Origin of the sequence: Pedobacter sp. GR22-6, from assembly GCF_037402555.1 — a bacterium.
GTDB lineage: Bacteria > Bacteroidota > Bacteroidia > Sphingobacteriales > Sphingobacteriaceae > Pedobacter.
The window spans coordinates 199,511-217,817 of record NZ_JBBEUC010000006.1 but is presented as its reverse complement, the minus strand read 5'-3'; the positions used below and the strand labels follow the sequence as shown (position 1 = coordinate 217,817).

Annotated in this window: 19 protein-coding genes; 10 read left to right on the top strand and 9 right to left on the bottom strand. The window is 43.0% G+C overall.

Annotation, left to right across the window (positions count from 1 at the left end):
- Positions 1–75: 75 nt before the first annotated feature.
- The 4 genes from WAE59_RS23420 to WAE59_RS23405 all read right to left on the bottom strand — a co-directional run bounded on the left by WAE59_RS23420 (position 76) and on the right by WAE59_RS23405 (position 3,099).
- Positions 76–567, bottom strand: coding sequence for a hypothetical protein (locus WAE59_RS23420; protein ID WP_337858427.1), 492 nt, complete (start codon positions 565–567; stop codon positions 76–78).
- 62 nt (positions 568–629) lie between these two features.
- Complete coding sequence (locus WAE59_RS23415; protein WP_337858426.1) at positions 630–911, bottom strand: hypothetical protein; 282 nt, start codon at positions 909–911, stop codon at positions 630–632.
- 469 nt (positions 912–1,380) lie between these two features.
- Positions 1,381–2,535, bottom strand: coding sequence for a hypothetical protein (locus WAE59_RS23410; protein ID WP_337858425.1), 1,155 nt, complete (start codon positions 2,533–2,535; stop codon positions 1,381–1,383).
- Between the two features lie 132 nt (positions 2,536–2,667).
- Positions 2,668–3,099: a hypothetical protein gene (locus WAE59_RS23405; RefSeq protein ID WP_337858424.1), complete on the bottom strand. Its 432-nt coding sequence runs from the start codon at positions 3,097–3,099 to the stop codon at positions 2,668–2,670.
- A 431-nt stretch (positions 3,100–3,530) separates the two neighbouring features.
- Here WAE59_RS23405 and WAE59_RS23400 point away from each other — a divergent pair, with 431 nt between their 5' ends.
- From WAE59_RS23400 to WAE59_RS23385, 4 genes are all read left to right on the top strand, one after another.
- Positions 3,531–4,010 (top strand): DUF4112 domain-containing protein, encoded by a 480-nt coding sequence (locus WAE59_RS23400; protein ID WP_337858423.1) that lies wholly within the window; start codon positions 3,531–3,533, stop codon positions 4,008–4,010.
- Positions 4,011–4,213: 203 nt separating this feature from the next.
- Positions 4,214–4,948, top strand: a complete 735-nt coding sequence (locus tag WAE59_RS23395; protein WP_337858422.1) for a DUF6882 domain-containing protein — start codon at positions 4,214–4,216, stop codon at positions 4,946–4,948.
- Positions 4,949–5,111: 163 nt separating this feature from the next.
- Positions 5,112–6,248, top strand: a complete 1,137-nt coding sequence (locus tag WAE59_RS23390; RefSeq protein ID WP_337858421.1) for a helix-turn-helix domain-containing protein — start codon at positions 5,112–5,114, stop codon at positions 6,246–6,248.
- Between the two features lie 84 nt (positions 6,249–6,332).
- The gene (locus tag WAE59_RS23385; protein ID WP_337858420.1) at positions 6,333–7,688 is read left to right on the top strand and encodes a serine hydrolase domain-containing protein; all 1,356 of its coding nucleotides are present in this window, start codon (positions 6,333–6,335) and stop codon (positions 7,686–7,688) included.
- 28 nt (positions 7,689–7,716) lie between these two features.
- Here WAE59_RS23385 and WAE59_RS23380 read toward each other — a convergent pair whose 3' ends face one another.
- Positions 7,717–8,520 (bottom strand): hypothetical protein, encoded by an 804-nt coding sequence (locus WAE59_RS23380; RefSeq protein ID WP_337858419.1) that lies wholly within the window; start codon positions 8,518–8,520, stop codon positions 7,717–7,719.
- Between the two features lie 92 nt (positions 8,521–8,612).
- On the opposite strand from WAE59_RS23380, the gene WAE59_RS23375 reads away from it, so the two are divergent.
- Positions 8,613–9,569, top strand: a complete 957-nt coding sequence (locus WAE59_RS23375; protein WP_337858418.1) for an alpha/beta hydrolase — start codon at positions 8,613–8,615, stop codon at positions 9,567–9,569.
- 146 nt (positions 9,570–9,715) lie between these two features.
- Here the strand turns inward: WAE59_RS23375 and WAE59_RS23370 are convergent, their stop codons facing one another.
- A complete protein-coding gene (locus tag WAE59_RS23370; protein ID WP_337858417.1) occupies positions 9,716–10,507 on the bottom strand; it encodes a hypothetical protein in 792 nt (263 codons plus the stop codon).
- Between the two features lie 218 nt (positions 10,508–10,725).
- On the opposite strand from WAE59_RS23370, the gene WAE59_RS23365 reads away from it, so the two are divergent.
- The 3 genes from WAE59_RS23365 to WAE59_RS23355 are packed head-to-tail and all read left to right on the top strand — an operon-like array spanning position 10,726 to position 13,001.
- Positions 10,726–11,148: a hypothetical protein gene (locus WAE59_RS23365; RefSeq protein ID WP_337858416.1), complete on the top strand. Its 423-nt coding sequence runs from the start codon at positions 10,726–10,728 to the stop codon at positions 11,146–11,148.
- A 2-nt stretch (positions 11,149–11,150) separates the two neighbouring features.
- Positions 11,151–12,239, top strand: coding sequence for a preprotein translocase subunit SecD (locus WAE59_RS23360; RefSeq protein WP_337858415.1), 1,089 nt, complete (start codon positions 11,151–11,153; stop codon positions 12,237–12,239).
- A gap of 39 nt (positions 12,240–12,278) precedes the next feature.
- The gene (locus WAE59_RS23355; RefSeq protein WP_337858414.1) at positions 12,279–13,001 is read left to right on the top strand and encodes a carboxypeptidase-like regulatory domain-containing protein; all 723 of its coding nucleotides are present in this window, start codon (positions 12,279–12,281) and stop codon (positions 12,999–13,001) included.
- 48 nt (positions 13,002–13,049) lie between these two features.
- On the opposite strand, the gene WAE59_RS23350 is transcribed toward WAE59_RS23355, so the two are convergent.
- Both WAE59_RS23350 and WAE59_RS23345 read right to left on the bottom strand, forming a co-directional pair.
- Positions 13,050–13,820 (bottom strand): toxin-antitoxin system YwqK family antitoxin, encoded by a 771-nt coding sequence (locus tag WAE59_RS23350; RefSeq protein WP_337858413.1) that lies wholly within the window; start codon positions 13,818–13,820, stop codon positions 13,050–13,052.
- An 81-nt stretch (positions 13,821–13,901) separates the two neighbouring features.
- Positions 13,902–14,651, bottom strand: a complete 750-nt coding sequence (locus WAE59_RS23345) for a hypothetical protein (RefSeq protein WP_337858412.1) — start codon at positions 14,649–14,651, stop codon at positions 13,902–13,904.
- A gap of 186 nt (positions 14,652–14,837) precedes the next feature.
- Between WAE59_RS23345 and WAE59_RS23340 the strand changes: the two genes are divergently transcribed.
- Positions 14,838–15,695, top strand: coding sequence for an HD domain-containing protein (locus WAE59_RS23340; RefSeq protein WP_337858411.1), 858 nt, complete (start codon positions 14,838–14,840; stop codon positions 15,693–15,695).
- A gap of 34 nt (positions 15,696–15,729) precedes the next feature.
- Here WAE59_RS23340 and WAE59_RS23335 read toward each other — a convergent pair whose 3' ends face one another.
- The gene (locus WAE59_RS23335; protein ID WP_337858410.1) at positions 15,730–17,262 is read right to left on the bottom strand and encodes a DEAD/DEAH box helicase; all 1,533 of its coding nucleotides are present in this window, start codon (positions 17,260–17,262) and stop codon (positions 15,730–15,732) included.
- A 261-nt stretch (positions 17,263–17,523) separates the two neighbouring features.
- Here WAE59_RS23335 and WAE59_RS23330 point away from each other — a divergent pair, with 261 nt between their 5' ends.
- Entirely contained in the window at positions 17,524–18,288 is a 765-nt protein-coding gene (locus WAE59_RS23330; RefSeq protein ID WP_337858409.1) for an SDR family oxidoreductase, read from the top strand.
- Positions 18,289–18,307: the final 19 nt, after the last annotated feature.

The following is an 18,307-nucleotide window of genomic DNA, read 5'->3' as shown; positions in this document are numbered from 1 at the left end:
ACAAGGCTGATACGGTTACTTTTTCTACTTTATGAGAAGCAGCTCAGTTACCTCTATGTGCCGCCTCATCACAAGCTAGTTTGAAAGCAATTCTTCGATCTCTTTGCGCTTCTTTCTGGCCGACCCAAAAACATCAATGATCCCCCGCGACATCCTCAAGTTATACAAGACCTGATCTTCAGTCGCATACATTTCAACTATATAACTGATCTTGGAGAGGCCACCATAAATCCAGAATTTTAAATGACCAGCTTCTGAGCGCACAGGCTTTTCTGAATAATGTGCAGCAATATTTTCAATAAGGGCGATATGCTCGGACTTATTCCGGTCAATCGGCACTTTAATGATTTCATATTTCTTAACCACTGACCACAAAGTCAGCAGACCTACGATTAGCATAAGTGCAGCTATACAACAGTATATTACCGAATTCGAATGCGATCCAAAAAATCCTTTATAAAATATTGTTACTGCAAATATCAGCACCAGGATTCCCGTTCCGTAATCAGACAACCGTTCCGAACGATTTTGTTTTGCATACCCCAGCTCAAATTCTTCAAGAGTCATATCGATAGTTAATTAAGGCCTTAAGATACAAAATTATATTTCTTGTGTGAGGGACAAGTAGCCTACAGCCTTTGCAAATCAAACCTCCCCTCCCGTACTTCAACCTTACCTCCACCCTCAGTTATCGCGTCGAAGCTGAATGTACCGGCAATGATGCTGGGGCTTAATTTGGAGATCGTAATTTCGCCATATATATCATTTTTAGACAGGTATGTGGATGAAATCAAGTCCAAATAGGTATGATAAACTGCGTAGATTTCTCCCTCGACACCATAGCCGCCAAGCTTATAAGTGACACCTTCTTCTATACGTACTCCGATGCTGCTAAAGCTTATGGTTTCCAAGGTATTGTTTCCTATTCGTGGAGCCGACACAATAAAGTAGTACGGATTATATTTCCCATAACTTGCCGTTAGATGTAGGTTGGAATTGAAACGAAGTTTCGGTGTAAATACCTTTCCGTCGACTAAACATCCGAAAGTATTTTTTCCTTCTTGTGTAATCGCAGGAAGGGACGGCGGTAGTCTATACTTTTTGCAAGCGCTGGTTGTTAGTAAAATAATTAGAGTGGTAACTAACGATTTTTGTAGATGGTTAATTTTGAAACGGAGCATTCCCAAATATACTACCGCCATGTTAAGTTAACTTTAATTCAGAAATTAACGTTCCATTTTGATGTATACAAGGCCCCTGCAGACTACTTAATATTACAAGATATTATTTTTTAATAATTCCTATTCTAAGACCCATGTGAGGGATTTGTTGTAAAACCTATTTAAGCGCTCCTATCGATAGAACGCTCAGAACCCCCTACTATTCCTCCCACCAGCCGATAATCGTATTGATCCAGGGAATATCAAATGAAAGCCATTCTTTGGTTTTTGCGGACCAGAACATGACTCCAAGGTAACCTTTGGGATCGCCGATGTAGCCACCAAATCTGGCAGCTAAAAGACCTTCCGCTGTTCTAGATTCTCCTACATTCTTTAGCCCAATTTCCTTACCCTTGTATTTAAACAGGTCCTCCTTACCATAAATCACGCTAAAACCATGGGCTAGCTTGAATTCTTTTATAGCTGATAGCGTCAATCTGAGGGTATCCAATAGATAGCTTTGCCCACTGACTGCAGTGTAATACACTTCCCCAATCTCAGTTTTATGAAAATATCCGTTGCGGTAGCCTTGTGGTATTGAGTCTAGCGTATAGGTTAACCGATCTGAGCTATCACTCAATTTGTATTTCCGAAGTTCTACTTTATAATGAATGATATCTGGTTTGGTTACTCTAATGTGATGCACGGCGTAGAGAAATTCGTCGTTATTTAGCCAGTAGCTTTCAATACTAGGAAGTTGCGTCATGTTTTTACTCAGGGCACCGGACTTCCCATCTTTTACCACCACCTTGGAACTGCCCTTAAAGTCATTTAGCAAAAGCTTGTATGATTTGGCCGACCGATCAACGCTCAGGAAGTGCTTCTTATCTGGGGATATGCTGGAATACCGGGGTGTGTACCATGACTTATCTTCAATTTTAGTGTAAGCGCCTGTTTTGAGGTTGAGCCAGCGGTAGCCCGTGCCTCTTAGCGAACTATTGCAATAGTAAATTAGGGTATCGCCCAAGGCTTCTATAAAAACATCCTCCAATTTGTAAAGTATTTTCCTTGTTTTGAGGTCTATCACGTTCCCGCCGTATTTAGTAAGTAAATACTTGTTTTTATAAACCTTATCTGCAACATTATAATTTATCCGCATTGTTTTGTCTTCTGCCCTAAATTTGGGCTGTTGTAGCAAGGTGTCCTTACCAATAAATTTTCCGTTTTTAAAATTATAGGAAGTGAGATAAGTATAGTTGCCGACCTGAAGGGAGTCTATACGGTATTCGGCAACCAGGAATCTCTGCATGCCAGATTGAGCATAAGTTGCGAATGAAAAATAAATTACCAGCGAGAGCGTTAAAAGTGATTTCATAAAGGTTTTTAGGGTTTGCACATATTAATCTATGTTTTAATAGTTAAATATAAGAAAGAAACTTGTTTTACAACTATTTAGAACAGCAATTGCAACCAAAATCCATTGACCAGTTTACCAACGCGGGTCTGATTACTTGATACCGCAGTCGAAACCAAATCCTTCCTTCTTAAGCTCTGCCCTAGCAATTGAATCAAGCTCGTGACTTCTATAAAAATGTAAAGCCTGCGCCATGAAGTAATTTTCGCCAGGTCTGCATTCAGGACATAGCGATGGCGGTGGAATCTTTTTAGCAAAGTCTATCCCAATGGAGTCAATTGCTTTAAATATTTCAAGAGAATAAATTCCATCGTATGGATTTCCAGCATCTCTTTTGCTAATTTCTTTCATAGCGTCAGTACCTTTATAACATTCCCTAAGAATAGCAATAAACACCTTGTCCTTAAATGCATTGAGACAGGGATTAGGTCCATTTCCAAAATCAAACTTAGGATACTTATACTTTATGCTGCAATTGCTAAATAACATGACACCAGCAATTAATGTTAATCCAATTTTTTTCATATCTAATTTTTATAAAACCCGTACCTCAATCCAAAGCATCGGAGCGTAAAAATAACAAATGACTCCACAAGTTGAATTAATGTGATTGTCCTGTATTGGGCATGATGTGCAGGGAAATAGGAAAGAAATGTAGCATAAGAGCGCTATTGTTTTAGGTTCGTATTTGGTTAGCTATCCGATATCCAGTACGGTATCAAATTTTATTGAGCTAAAATATGTGATCAAGTACAAAATCATGCATAAACACATAGCAAATTGGAAAGATGTTAAAATCCAATTACTTGTGGTTAAAATCTGCGTACGTTACCCGCCAACCCGGTTGTTGCAAACAAATAGTTGAAAATAACTCTAAATGAGCTTAACCTGCAGCTGAAGAGATCTACCGAAATACAAAACCAATTGGCCTAAATTTTGGGTATCATTCAAAGATTATGAAAGAGGAACAACTAAAGCCGCAATACCAGCACCCCGAACTCAGATGGATAGCCAGAATTTCTTATTTGATGGACAATCAGTTTCGCTTTCCTGGCACTAAATTCCGGTTTGGAATAGATCCTCTACTAAACCTTTTTCCATTTGCAGGTGATATGGCCGGTTTCCTGATATCTGGCGGACTGCTCCTAACTATGGCGCGCAAAGGTGCCAGCAATAAACTTGTAGTCCTCATGTCGCTCAATATCCTGTTGGATGCAACTATAGGCGCCATTCCGATCATTGGACAAATATTTGATTTCTATTTTAAAGCCAATGCCAGAAATATGAAGCTGATGCAGGAGCACTATATGGAAAACAAACATCAGGGCAGCGGAAAAAACATTGTGATTTGGGTGTCCATTGTCTTGCTGATCCTGCTCGCCGCCCTGATTTATGGTATTTGGAAACTCGTAGCGTGGCTTGGTTCAATGATGTAATCATTTGCAAGCTTGATGACCGAAAAAAAGCCTTACCGTATAGAAAGAACATAAGAAAGTAATTGAGGTTGCTCATTCCTGATGGGTTATAAATTACTTTCCCTGGTAGTTCCAATGAAAATATTATAAATCTACCGGAAAGACCTGCTGGAAAACCATATCCGAATTGGCATGTTTAGTTAGAAAAGCAATTCTTACTACCTATGGGATTTTTAAATAAGTTATTCGGAAAAAACGGCGGGGCTGAGCAGCCTGAGGGCAGCAAATTAAAACAAAATCAGCACCCCTGTAAAACTGAACAGGAACTGCTGGAACGCTATGGTGGCATTGGGTTTGAAAGACAGCTGGATTTTGCTGACGTAATTGGCAGCAACAGTTGGAATGTGGACATGCAAAAAGGAGAAATGGATTTTGGACCTGGCCTCGTGTTCCCTATCCAGGTGCTCGGCAGCTTTTCCCATTCTTCAGAAACCTGGCTCTGGGCCTGGGCAAATACCCAGTCGGGCATCCCACAAAAACTTTTACAGCAAGCCCTTCAACTGCAAAAGTACGGTGCTGATAATGAGATCGACTTACTGAACATCAGTCAGTTTGATGCGACTAAGGACGACATGCACATGATCGGCATGGTGGCTTCGGGAATGTTTGGCGCAAGCGCCTATTATATCGCCGACTATGGGCAGGGTGCTTTGGTGGTCACCATAAAAAGTGATCTTATAGACAAAGTGCAAAAAAACGACCACTATAGAATTCCTACGGTATTCCCGCAGTTAATTTCGCAATTTGAGATGAACCACAAAGCTGCACTATCTAACTATTTGATGGCGAAGGGTTATAAGGTGACGGAAAACGACAGAAAACTAACAGGTAGTAAAAACGGCAATACCATCACTGCTGAGTTTGACGAGCTTGACAGGCTGACGAAACTCTCTGGTTAAGGATCCTTGTAACGCGTGATGTATCTAGCTGCTGTTTTGGCAACAGTTCTTTATAAACTATATTTGATTTATGAAGAAAGACTTACAAGCCAAATAATCGGCTTATTTGCTATGGACACAACTAGAATAATGGCTGCAGCTTTTAGCAATCAGATTAATGCTCATGAAGGTAACTGATATCCTCAACAACGTGATTCTTTTTGGCGCGGTACAGGGCTTTATCATGAGTGCATTGCTGTTTTCTTCCAGGACCAATAGAGCTGCTGCCCGATACCTTGGACTGCTGGTTTTCTTTATTGCACTTGCAAGTATTAACCTGTATGGAAACTATGTAAACTGGTTCAATCTAAGCGCAATCCAGTTCATTGTTCAGCTGACGCCCCTGATCCTGATCATGCCACTCGGACCATTGCTGTATTTCTATATAAGACGCGTTAGTCGGCCCGACTTCAGCACTGCCCATGGATTTAAGTATCATTTTTATCCTGTCCTGATCGAGTTCATTCCGGCACTTACTGTTGCCAGCTACATCATAGCTACCATCTTCGGATGGATAGCGAGAAACCCAAGGCCCTGGGTAAATTTTATTGAGGAATTCAACGTTTATGTAGACGTTGTACGCTGGCTGTCCTTAAGTTTTTACACCTATCTGGCTTACAAATATCTATCCTCTCAGGAAGATCAGGCTCACTTTTCAAAGGCAAATGTGAATTGGCTGAGAACTTTGGTTTACATTTTTGCAGCATTTGAAATGCTGTGGCTAATCTACCTCATCCCATATCTCATTCCCAGGTATCGTAACGAACTACTGGAGCTTTTTGGCTGGTATCCCATTTACATCCCCCTGGCGGTTCTGATCTATTGGCTGGGTATCAAAGGCTATATCCATTCCCAAAATCAAAAACTGGCTAAAGAAAGTAGTTCTGATATTAAAAAGACATTGGGCCGAACTGATCTTGATGCACTGATACTTAGTATTGAAAAAAAGATGCAGGAAGATCGCGCTTACCTGGATGCTAAACTCAATCTCAATTCATTCGCGAAAATGGTTGATTGCGCGCCAAAAACAGTATCTGCCGTGATCAACCAACACTTTGGTAAGAATTTCAATGATTTTATAAATGACTATCGTGTCAGGGAATTCAAGAAAAGATTTGCGGGCAAGGATTCCCAACACTTGACAATTGCAGGTGTTGCGCTCGAATGTGGCTTCCCCTCTCAAGCTACCTTTCAGCGGGTCTTCAAATTATCAACGGGTTACGCCCCCTCGAAGTTTCGCGATATCGAAACCGATCAATGAAATCACTTCTCAAATCGCGATTTGAGAAGTGATGAATGAATTTTCCAGCTGATGTTTACAGAGCTTTGTGGCTCAATAAAGCATATGAAAAAGTCATTTCTTTTTATTATCCTACCTATTTGGATTTTTAGTGCTTCGGCACAGCTAAAGCGAAAACTCCGCCTGGATGCGCGGCTGGACAGTCTCTTATCGGCAAATTTTAAACCTGGGGAACCGGGTGTGGCCTTACTTGTTGCCAGGAAGGGAGAAATAACATACCGCAAAGCTTTTGGTTCAGCAAGTCTTGAACTAAATGTGGCGATGAAGCCCGATATGCTATTTAATCTTGGCTCCATCAGTAAACAGTTTACTGCTGTGGCTGTGCTCCAGCTCATGGAATCCGGAAGACTTTCCCTACAGGATAGCGTCCAAAAATATATTCCCCGGTTTCCATCGAAAGGCTACAAAATTACCATCGAGAACCTGCTCAGCCATACCTCGGGAATAAGGGATTATATGCAGATGAACGATAGCGACCCGTACATCGACCGGCACGATTTCAAACCTGTGGAGCTGATTGACTATTTCAAAAATGAAGCGTTAGAGTTTGAACCTGGCACCCGGTATCGTTATAGCAATTCAGGCTATGTGCTGCTTGGATATATTATAGAGCAAATCAGTGGAAAAACCTACGAGAAGTACCTGCAAGAAAACATTTTTAATCCCTTAGGCCTCAAGAACACTTTTTACGACAATGCCAACACCATTTTTTCAGGTCGTACCAGCGGCTATCAGAAGTATGAGCGATATGAAAAAGCAGACTATTGGGGAGCCAGCCTCCCATTTGCAGCCGGGGGATTGATTTCTAACGTGGATGACCTGCTGAACTGGCATCTGGGATTGTTATCGGGCAAATTGCTAAAGCAAGAAACACTAACAAGAGCCTTTTTGCCCGCCAGGCTAAGGGATGGCAGCACAATAAATTATGGATATGGCTGGACCATCGGCCAATCGGGCGATCTTAAGGTAATCTCACATGGCGGTGCCATAACCGGTTATAGAACGCTCCAGTTGTATTATCCTGATCCAGATGTGTATATCGTTATTTTGGCGAATTGCGAGCAGGTACCCATTGAGGAATTAGCGGCTACGATTTCAACACTGGTGCTAGGAAGACCTCTCCAAACCGATGTAAAGCTAAATGAAGCTACCCTAGCCCGCTATACCGGGCTTTATGAACTTTCCGGAGATGTGAAAAGACAAATTAGCGTTAAAATAGAAAACGGAAAACTTGTTGCTACCTCGGCCGGCCAGAAGTTGCAGTTTGTCTTTCAGTCAGAGCTCAAATTTGGGTTTAAGGATATTGCTGATGCCCAGGGAGAGTTCATGATCCAAAATAACAAAGCAAACGGATTTGTCATAAGACAGAACGGGTCATTCCATTGGAAAAAGATAAAATAGTGGGGATCTTATCCCCTAAGCGTTCAAATTATTCATACGTCCTTTCTGTAATGTCAATCAGCAGATTCGTGCCCGCTCGCCATTTAATCCATCCGTCATAATTCTTTCCATTGTCGAAATTGGATTCCCTGCCAAATCCCTTTTTTACTTTGAGCCAGTCGCCCTTCACCTCAGTTACCCCAAAAGGCAGGAAAGTCTGATCCTTCTGCTGAAATATGGGCTTCCCCGCAGGCTGATCGTAGATGACCAGGCTATCTTGTGTGATGAACTCTACCCTCTTTAGATACCGTTCCCAGGTTTCGAAGATGTACCAATGCGGATTATATTTGGATCCCGGGCAATTGCTGCAGTTGTTCTCAGACAGCATCCTTTCCTCGGAATAGTAAACGGCACCGGGCAGCTTCTTGATGACGATTTCCTCTCCGCTAGCTTGATTGCTGATCACCCGAAAATAAGATGCTCCGGTATCTACTACGGAAAAAACCAGTTCCGGCCCGAAATGTATCAATCCCATTTTCAAATGCTCCTCTCCTTCTTTATCTGAATCCCCCTCGTTCATGAGATAAGGCTGTAGTTTCACATCTGTAACAAACAAGGTTTTGCCGGACCTGCTGCGCTCAAACCTCAGTGTATCGAAAGGCAAGGTATCTGTTTCATTTTTGTATAAAGGGATGGGGTATTGGGTGTTGACCGTCAATATACCAATCCCAATCGCCTGAGGCGGTCCTTGCTTTTGTCTGGCGCAACTGGTTAAGAAACTAAGAAAGCCCATGAGTATCAATAGATTTTTGAAGCGGAACATAGCGTTAGTGATTTGAATCTCTATGTACATGAACCAGCGGTAGAGCGGAATTGTTTGGAGAGGATTTACTATATTGGTGCCCCTTCGCAATAACTTGATTTTTAATTTAAATAACGCTAATTATGATCCAAAAATCCCTGTTAATTTTCATTGCTGTGTTCATCAGCATTAACTCATTTGCACAATCTCCAGTCAAGTATGACACCGTTTCAGTAGGTAGTAGTAAACAGGTAGTCTCCTACTCTGGTGCTGAAAATTTACCGCTCCTGCTTTTTTTGCATGGAGGTCCGGGAAGTTCGAGAATGAAGCAAGCGGAAATGTTTACGAACCTGCTCCAAAAGCATTTTCTGGTAGTACAATGGGATCAGCGGAACACCGGCAAAACGCTTGCACTAAACAAATCTTCGGCACCAATAAACCTGAGACTGATGCACAACGATACTTATGAATTGGTCCAGCTACTGCTGAAGAAATTCAATCAAAAGAAACTGTACCTCGTTGGGGAATCTTTTGGAACTGTCCTGGGCTTTGAAATGGCAAAGGAACATCCTGAGCTCTTAAACGCCTACATCGCCTTCAGTCCGGTGGTAAGCCAGGCAAAAAGCGAACAGATATTACTGGAAAAACTAAAGCGCTATGCTAAAGAAAACGACAACGAACTGGCCCAGAAAGAACTCAGTACAGTAAAAATCCCTTATGGCGATTATCTGCAAATGAACTATGCGAAAAAATGGATGCTGGTACATGACGGACATTCGCTTAGTGCCGATGACCTTGTCGTCTATGACAAATACATCAAAGACTGGTCAGATACATGGCTTTCTACATGGAATGAAGTGATAGGAAAAAACCTTTTTAAAGAATTGCCGAAAATCAATTGCCCGGTGTATTTCTTCCTGGGTACAAAAGACCTGCAGACGAATTTTGGCATCGCAAAGGAGTACTTTGAAACATTAAAAGCACCCAGGAAGAAGATCTTTGTCTTTGAAAATGCCGGACATTCTGTGCTGACCGAAGAAGCAGAGAAAGTTCAAAAAATAATCATCGATGATATTTTGAACAAGCCCCTTAAGAATTAAGCTGAGTAAAGAGCAGAGGCCAAGTAACCTTTTCTTCGCCATTGTCATACCTGAGGCGTACCATTTCCACACCTTCTTCGCAAAACAGGTACCTTTTTGCGTAGAAGCTGCGAGGAAGGTATGGAGATGGTATTGAGTTGGTATAATTATAATCCGTTATAGAAATAACCGCCCCACCATGTTTTTTGAACGGTGAACCTGATGTAGCCATTCTTTAAGCGGTTCTTGTTGCCGCCGGCGTCATATAGATTGATTTCAAAGATCGCTTCTACACGATAATGGTCTTCGTCTATTTGTTCTGTTTTGCGGATCTCGAACATAGCATCCTCCTGGCTGTATTTATCTACAGAATTTTCAAAAGCAGATTCCGGCATCCCTGTTCTCCCAAAAGCACCCACTGAAATCGCAACGCCTTCTTTAGCATTGGTATTTTCAAAGTCGGTAGCAAAGGTAAGCCGGCCTTTTGGCAGCATCTTCCTGGTGTCTGCGGGAAAGTAAAAACTACCATACTTTTTCATGTCTTTGGTATGAAATCCTTTAGCGAAGGCGATTTTGAATTCATTGCTGCCATTGATTCGGAAATAAGTCCCGCAAGCAAAATAGATTGAGTCTATTGGTGAGTACCACCCTCTTCCGGTACTGCCGAAGGTCCGATAGGCCTTCCTTCCTGCATCAGGCTTGTCAAAGTACTTCATCCGGTAACCGCCATTCATGATGCTCGAAAGACCAGAAAAATCAGGAAGACCAGCGAAGACTTGATTGCCGATTTGGTAAGAAACGCTGTCCGTTTTCCAGGTCGACTGTGGCTCAGGTTCTGGCAAGACCGGAATATCCACCGGTGTTCCTTTTTTGCAACTTGGGATCAGGAGCGTGGCACTGGCAACCAAGGCCAGGCAGAACAGCATCTTCAAATGCCGTTTAGTTAAAACGTTTTTCATGTAGTTTGTATTTGTGTGTGTAGCGAATATAGTTAAAAACCTTATCTTCATGACAGATTCTTAAGCAATGATGAAAGTAACGCTTGTATTTTTCTGATGACACAATTTCACTTTCCGGAGTAAGGGATTAAGGGTTCGACAATGAAATCAATGGCCTGGTTTTTGAAAACAGATCTGGGCCAGGTATACTGCCCGGCATAAACCCTTATTGATCATCTATGAAAAACCTTACTTTAATTGCCTTATTGTTCATTACAACCTTATCTGCCTGTAAAAAAGACAAAGCCGAAAAAAACACAGACAGAATCGAAGGAAAATGGAAAGTAGAATCTGCAACCTACATTGAATATGAAAATGACAAGGAAGTAGATCGGAAAGAGCAATCTCTCCCCAACCAGATTTGTGATTTTAGAGCGGATGGTACTGCCTCCGTTAATTTGCAGGGTGAAGATGTTGAGGTCAAATGGACAGCCACGGAGTCTGTGCTACAACTGGATACGGAACGGGATATTAAGCTTGATCTTAAAATCAAATCTTTATCTAAAACTAACCTTTACTTAGTATATGATTCTGGAGTTGAGGTAGATAATAGCATCACCTACAAGGAAACTATAGAGTTTCAGATGCGTAAAATCGATTAGTGATGAACTGGAAGACGCTTACGCTAATGATCTTGCTGATGCTGCCCATCCTGGCATCCGCCCAAAAACCAGCTACCAATATGGATTACAAAAAATACACGGGCCGCTATGGCAGTAATTCTGGAATTTGTTTGTTTGATGATGGGAGATTTCTCCTTTATGGATATGCTACCGCTGTCTTTGGTGATTACAAGATCAATAATGAAAGCTTGCTTTTTTTTCCTGATAAACTGGAATTGTTTGAGGTTTACGGGCATCACAACAAAAGTATCGCTAAAGGTATGCGTGCCAATTTCAAAGGGTTTGAACGTGGCGACCCGACATATATTGATTTGACCGGCAAGGGGATGCAACGGGTATTTAATGAAGATGCCAATTGTTTTGACGGCCCTTTTGTGTATGAAACAGTTGGTGTAACCAAGCAGATCGGATTAGCCACACCGGCGGCACCCGCTTCCTTCAGGCCTGCGAGGAATGGGCAGTTTTGGACTTATGACAATAAGGAAGGGTATAATGATTTCATCCTGATCTACAATGCGCCGAAAAGGGAGTATGAGGATTTTCAGGGCAGAGTGCTGAGTCTCGATGGTAAGAAAATCATCCAGCTCTCTAATTATGGAGGCGAGGAAGGCTACCGACTAAACCCGGCAGAAGAGAAGAATTGGTCAGAAATGCTGGACTGGAAGAAACAGTATGACGCTGGAAGGGCAGCTGAATCGAATACCGCCTACGTGAACCAGCACTATCGTGTATTTCCAGAGCTGTCCCTGGCAAATCATAAATTGGATGCAAACAAAAACCTGTACATCAAGAATTCAGGAAACAATAATGATGAGGAGTACTTTCGCGATAACGAATACCAGGACGACCGGGCATTGAAGAAATATGTGAAAATCAAGCCATTGAAAAAGCAGGAAAATGCGGGCCTTAGCGGCAAACAGCTTGAAGGCAGCATTTTTTTTAGTGTCTGTGGTGAAGGGTCTGAACGCTCCTATCATTACAATGGTTTGAAACATCAGACCCCAGGAGGGAAAACCACCAAGCTGGACACGGTGGCTCCGATGATTGTCCCTCCGCCACCCAAACTTTAATGGAAAATAGTAGTATATTTATACTTAACGTTTTCTAGCATGAAAGAACCACTCAACATCAGCATCCCTAAACCCTGTACACAGTCCTGGGCCGACATGTCTGCAACGACAGGCGGTAAATACTGCAGTTCCTGCCAGCAGGAAGTGAAGGATTTCACAAGCATGAATGGCTTCGAAATCCAGCAATGGTTCCAATTGCATCAAACTGGAAAAACTTGTGGCCGCTTCCATGAAAATCAGATGCCTGCGCTCCTAACCGATCTTGACAAAATCAACCCATCCACTTTTTTAAGTCTAAAAGTTTTCCTGTTTTCATTGCTTACATTCCCCTTGAGTTTGAAATCAGCACAGCATCAAGTAAAAAGCAAAGTCCCTTTAACCATAAGCCCAATATACAATTCGATGGCACCTGAGTTTACTGAAATCAAAGACAATTCAGACTCTACCAAAATTCTGAAAGGAGTCATTGTTGATGGAAAAGAACCCTTGGTAGGCGCCATGGTGATGATTAAAGAAACAAAGCTCAAGACGCACACCGATAAGGACGGGAAATTTGAACTCGATCTTTCAAGTTTGGAAACAGATTCCAAGGCAGTAATTAGAGTGGCTTATTTGGGCTACGAATTTAAAGAGGAAAAACTCAATTTAAAGAATCTGAAGCCACTCAGGATTATAATGACCGATTTCCAATGTTTAATGGGCGAAGTTGTGATTAAAAAATCTAGTTCTAACCTTTTTAAGAGGATCATCAGAGGATTGTAGTTACAAACAAACCAAGAATAACCGCGCTACTGGTAGCGCAGCTGATCTTTAACTCCCCTTTTGTTCTGCTTCGTATTTCTCAAACTGAGCTTTGTTTACTTTATCGCCAAGCAGATAATAGCTTTCAAAGAGTACGGAACCATCTGGCTTATACATGTGCGAAAGACCGTGACGTTTCCCCTTCCGGTAAGTGGCATCCATGGTTTTCTTTCCCATCATATAGCTGGTACTCAAACCATCCTGCACATCATCCTGATAATTGTTTTCTGTGACGAGCTGTCCGTTGTTGTACACCCGGGAAAGTCCGTTTCGCTGGTCGTTTTTGTAATGGGTTTCTGAGATGACCTTATCGCCGGAATAGCTGGTAGATAATCCGTGTTTTTTACCTGCCAGGTATTCGGACTTACTCGTCAATTTGCCATTGCTGTACATCTCACTTGTGCCGTTGAGCTTGCCATCTTTATAGTTTTGGCGCAACCAAACTTTGCCATCATTGTCGTAATTTTCCTTTAAACCGTTCCGTACGCCACGCTTATAGTGCAGCTTGCACTCCATATGGCCACCGTTGGTGTACCAAAAAGCTTCTCCGGTGATCATTCCATTGTCGATGGTATACAGTGCAAAGCTTTTCTCGTCTAGGGGGATTTTGTATTTGCCGTTGAGTCTTTTTCCATTCAGGCTGAGCATTAGGTCACTGCTATCAGCCGTGTAGTCTTTTTTGAGGTGTTTCCATTGAATTTCTTCCGGCAATTGTGCGAAAGCCGCTGAGGAGGCGAAAGTAAACAGGAGCATTAAACTGAGCTTATGTATTTTTTTCATTTGCGTAATGATTCGTAGTAAGTAAGTAAGTAAGTAAGTAAGTAAGTAAGTAAGTAAGTAAGTCGTGCAGCAATTTGCCGTTTAGCGGTAAGCCTTTAACTCGTCGTTTGGAAGGTCGTACTCATAAAGCTGGTAATTTTCATTGTCGATGTATAACCACTGAACGGGACTGGCGAGGTTCTGCCCTCCGGATATTCCTATCACAATGTAAGCCCTGCCGCCACGATTTTGTTCTTCTATAGAATAGCTTATTTCCGCGCGCTCACGGATGAGGTGTTTGAGCAGTTTGTTCTGGGTAGTAGACAAATAGTACTCGACAATCAGGTAGATTTTGTCTTTGTAGCCATCGCTGTAATTTTGCTCCGGAGAGAAAGTAAAGTGTATATCCTTTGCATAAGATTTTCTGAATAAGGATACGGAGCCGTCCCGGATTTTGTCCACCGCAATGAGAAGATCGGCCGGAACTTCCGCCTCGTCGTCTCCAGCCATCGCAATGGTTCCCTCCTTCCAGGACACCTGGATCAGGTCTCCGCGGTTTAGGTTACGTTCCTTTACCTCGGAATTGACAAAGTGCAGCACACTGTCGCCTTTAAGGGCGATGAACTGGAAATAATCGCCATCATCTTCATAGCCAATAAATTCCATCAGGGCATGCTGGACGGGTTTCGGTACTTCCTTCTTCGTGGAAGGTACTGCCGGAGGCAATGCATTGGCCGATGGCATTTGCTGTGTTTTTGGGTTTTCCCAACATCCCTGCAGGAAGAAAATGGACGTCGCTCCTATCAAAATTCGAAGGGAAGTTTTGGAAAATGATGCTAGTTGATCGGTCATGAGGTATGCGGCGTTAAAAACATAGGTGATAAATTTTGATTGGAATGGATCAAGGTGTATGCCAAGATTGGAAAAGCTTAAAAGGAAATTAACTTAGCTAAAAATATTAGTATTTTATTTGATGCGCGGCTCAAAATTCCCTAGATTTGTAGCTGTAAAATGTACAGGCCCTTACCTGAAAACCATATGAAGATGCAGATTGAAGATCAGATTTATGGCAGCTTTGAGCTGCAAGCAGTATTCCAGGAATTGATACAGAGCCGACTTTTTCAGCGGCTAAAAGGCATACATCAGGGCGGTGCAGTCATCATCGCTGATCCCAGCATTTCGCTGACCCGCTATGAACATTCTATTGGCGTTTCATTGCTGATCAACAAGCTTGGTGGCAGCCTTGAAGAGCAGCTTGCCGGACTATTGCACGACCTTTCGCACACTGCATTTTCGCACCTGGTAGATTATGTGCTGGGCTATGAAAATGAAGATTACCATGAACAGATCTTTGCAGCATACCTATCTGACCCGGAGATTGTGGAGATACTGAGCAGGTATGGCTTTGATTACCGAAGCTTTCTTGACCTGGAAAAGTTTAAACTACTGGACTACCCGATGCCTTCACTCTGTGCGGACCGCATTGATTATACTTTGAGGGACCTGTACCACCTGAAAAAGATCAGCCGGGAAGACATTGATTGGTTTGTAGATGGCCTTGTGGTAGAAGAAGGCCGGATTTTCGTAAAAAGCCGTCGGCATGCCAATTGGTTCCGAATCCAGTTTGCTTACCTGAACGACAGTTATTTCAATGGCAAAGACAGCCAGCAGGCCAGTCAGTTCATGAGCAGCACCGTAAAGCAGTATTATCAGTCAGGATTGATCCAAAAGGCGGATTTTGGCCTGACAGACCTTCAATTCATTGCGAAAATTGAAAGCCTGTCTGGACTGGAAATCAGGAGCATGTACAGCCACTGGCTCCGAAACGGTAAAGACAAGGTGGAGCTGAAATTCAAAAACCGGAAGGTATTGCCAGACATCAGCTATACGTACTGATAACGGGGTTTGCAGTGCCGGCCTGAGTATGGCATTAAACTGCAGCCTTCAACAACAGACGCCTGGTCATGATCTTTTGGATTAACTTTCGGAGTTTTTGCTGGTAATCCTCTTTGAGCCATTGTGTATAGTTTTTGGTCACGTTGCCAAGGCATTTGGCGTACTGTTTGATCCGCCAGTCGATCTCCTTTTCCAGTTCTGCACTCAAGTTCAATGCCTCTGCGATCGCATCACTATTGTCTGCACACATTAAGGCATGCTGACGGATGGAATCGCGGATGACATTCTTAGGTTTCTCCCCACGTTCCATTGCAGCCTGATGTGCGGCCTGTATGTCAAAAGAGATTTCCCTGCTGTTGGGGAATTTGCCCCTGAGGTCTGAAGGGATCTGATGGGCCTCGTAACTGGTTTTTCTGTTTAGGCTTTCATGATAAATTTCCGGATGCCTGAAGACGTGCTGCCAGTCGATCTCGGCATTCCATGTTCCGAAGCGCTCTGCATTGTTGCCCAGATCAATGATGCCAAAAGTCTTCTTTTGGGGCAGCCTTCTGGAAGCCCGGCCCACCATCTGGTGATAGAGTGTGAGCGAGGTAGTGGCCCGGTTGAGGATAACGGCCTGTATCGTAGGTTCATCGAAGCCTGTGGTGAGGATGGAAACGGAGGTCAGGATAGCCCCTTTCGTCTTTCTCAGCCATTTCAGAATCTCGGCACGTTCTGCCGCTGGAGTTTTATTGTCCAGGTGTCTGATGGGATAGCCCAGGTTGTTGAATACCTCCAGTACTTTTCTGGAAGTGAAGATGCCATTATTAAAAATCAGGGTCTTTTTGCCTTTGGCATGTGCTTCATAGGCTTCTACCAGGAGCTCCAGCATCTTTGGGGAACTATAAAGTTCATCAGATGTGCTGACGGTATAATCGCCATGAAGACCAGTGGCCAGGGTGTTGAGTTCCACATCATATTGCCAGAGCTTCGGCCTTGCCAGATAGCCCTTGTCTATTAGGGTGGAGATCTGCTCGCCGAGCAGCAACTCATCATAGTTGCGGTTCATGGGCAAATTGATGTCGGAACTAAAAGGAGTTGCAGTGACACCGATCACTGCTGCCTGTTTGAATTTACCCAGCAGTTTGTGAAACGAATTGTGGTGTGCCTCGTCTACGATGACCAGCCCAACTTCTTCAGGATTGATCAGTCCCTCGGCAATCCGGTTTTTCAGGGTCTCCACCATGGCGACATAACAAGGGTTGGTATCCTTTCTGGGAATTTTCCTGACGAGGCTGTTGATCACCCGATTGTTTACCCCACGCATTTTGAGCGCGGTAGAAGTTTGGTTGCAAAGTTCTTTCCTATGGGTAAGCACCACGACTTTCTTTCCGTATTTACTGATGAACCTACGGGCAATCTCTGAGAAAATCATGGTCTTGCCCCCACCCGTGGGAAGCTGGTACAGGAGCCGCGACCTTGATGGATTTTGTTCCAGCTTATCGAAAAGTGTAGCAATGTCACTCTCCTGGTAATCGTATAATTTTTTCACTTTGCGTGCTGCCGGTTCTTGTGCTGAAATTTCCATAGCGCTATAACCAGTGTTTTTATTGAAAGTTTTAGCGGGGCTGGCAAAAAGCGCTATTTTTTTTTCAATAGGCTACAACAATAGGCTGTCATGTCCTTAGCCTAAATGAGCTGGTGGAATGATCGCGTTAATCAGGTGTCTTGGTTCTTTTTTTTGAAGAAAAGTGATTTAGACTACAGGGTAGATAGATTCGGCTACGTCGGATTGTCAAGTGATATGGAACTTTGTTTCATCAAAAACGTTAATCTTTAAAATAAAAACATGGAAACAAAAAATAAAATAGCCCTGATCACTGGTGGAAGTCGCGGTTTAGGCAAAAACATGGCATTGGCCATTGCCAAAAAAGGCCTTGATGTGGTGATCACTTACAATTCCAACAAGGAAGCAGCGGATGAGGTGATTGCAGAAATCCGTTCATTAGGACAAAATGCTACAGCTTTTCAACTGGATACCAGCGACATCACCGGTTTTGACACATTTGCAGACGGCTTGACCAAACACTTACAAACAGAAAATGGGAATTCGAATATAGATTTCCTGGTCAATAACGCTGGTACTGCATTGTATTCCCTTATTACAGAAACTACTGAATCGCAGATGGATGCCATATTTAACATCCACTACAAAGGGGTGTTTTTCCTGACCCAGAAGCTATTGCCTTTCTTAAATGATGGTGGCGGTATCGTCAACATCTCCTCTGGCCTGACCCGCATCTCAATGCCAGGATCTTCTGTATATGGTTCATTGAAAGCGGCAATAGAAACACTGACACGTTACCAGGCCAAGGAATTGGGTGGAAGAAAGATCAGGGCAAACGTTGTAGCGCCAGGTGCCATAGAAACGGATTTCGGTGGTGGCCGCGTAAGGGACAACAAAGAGATCAATGATCAGATTGCGGGTATTACTGCCCTGGGAAGAACAGGATTGCCGGATGATATCGGTGGTGTGGTTGCATTCTTATGCTCAGAAGATGCTTACTGGATCAATGCACAAAGGATTGAAGTCTCGGGCGGGCAGGCACTCTAAGAATTGCTTATCTTTACGG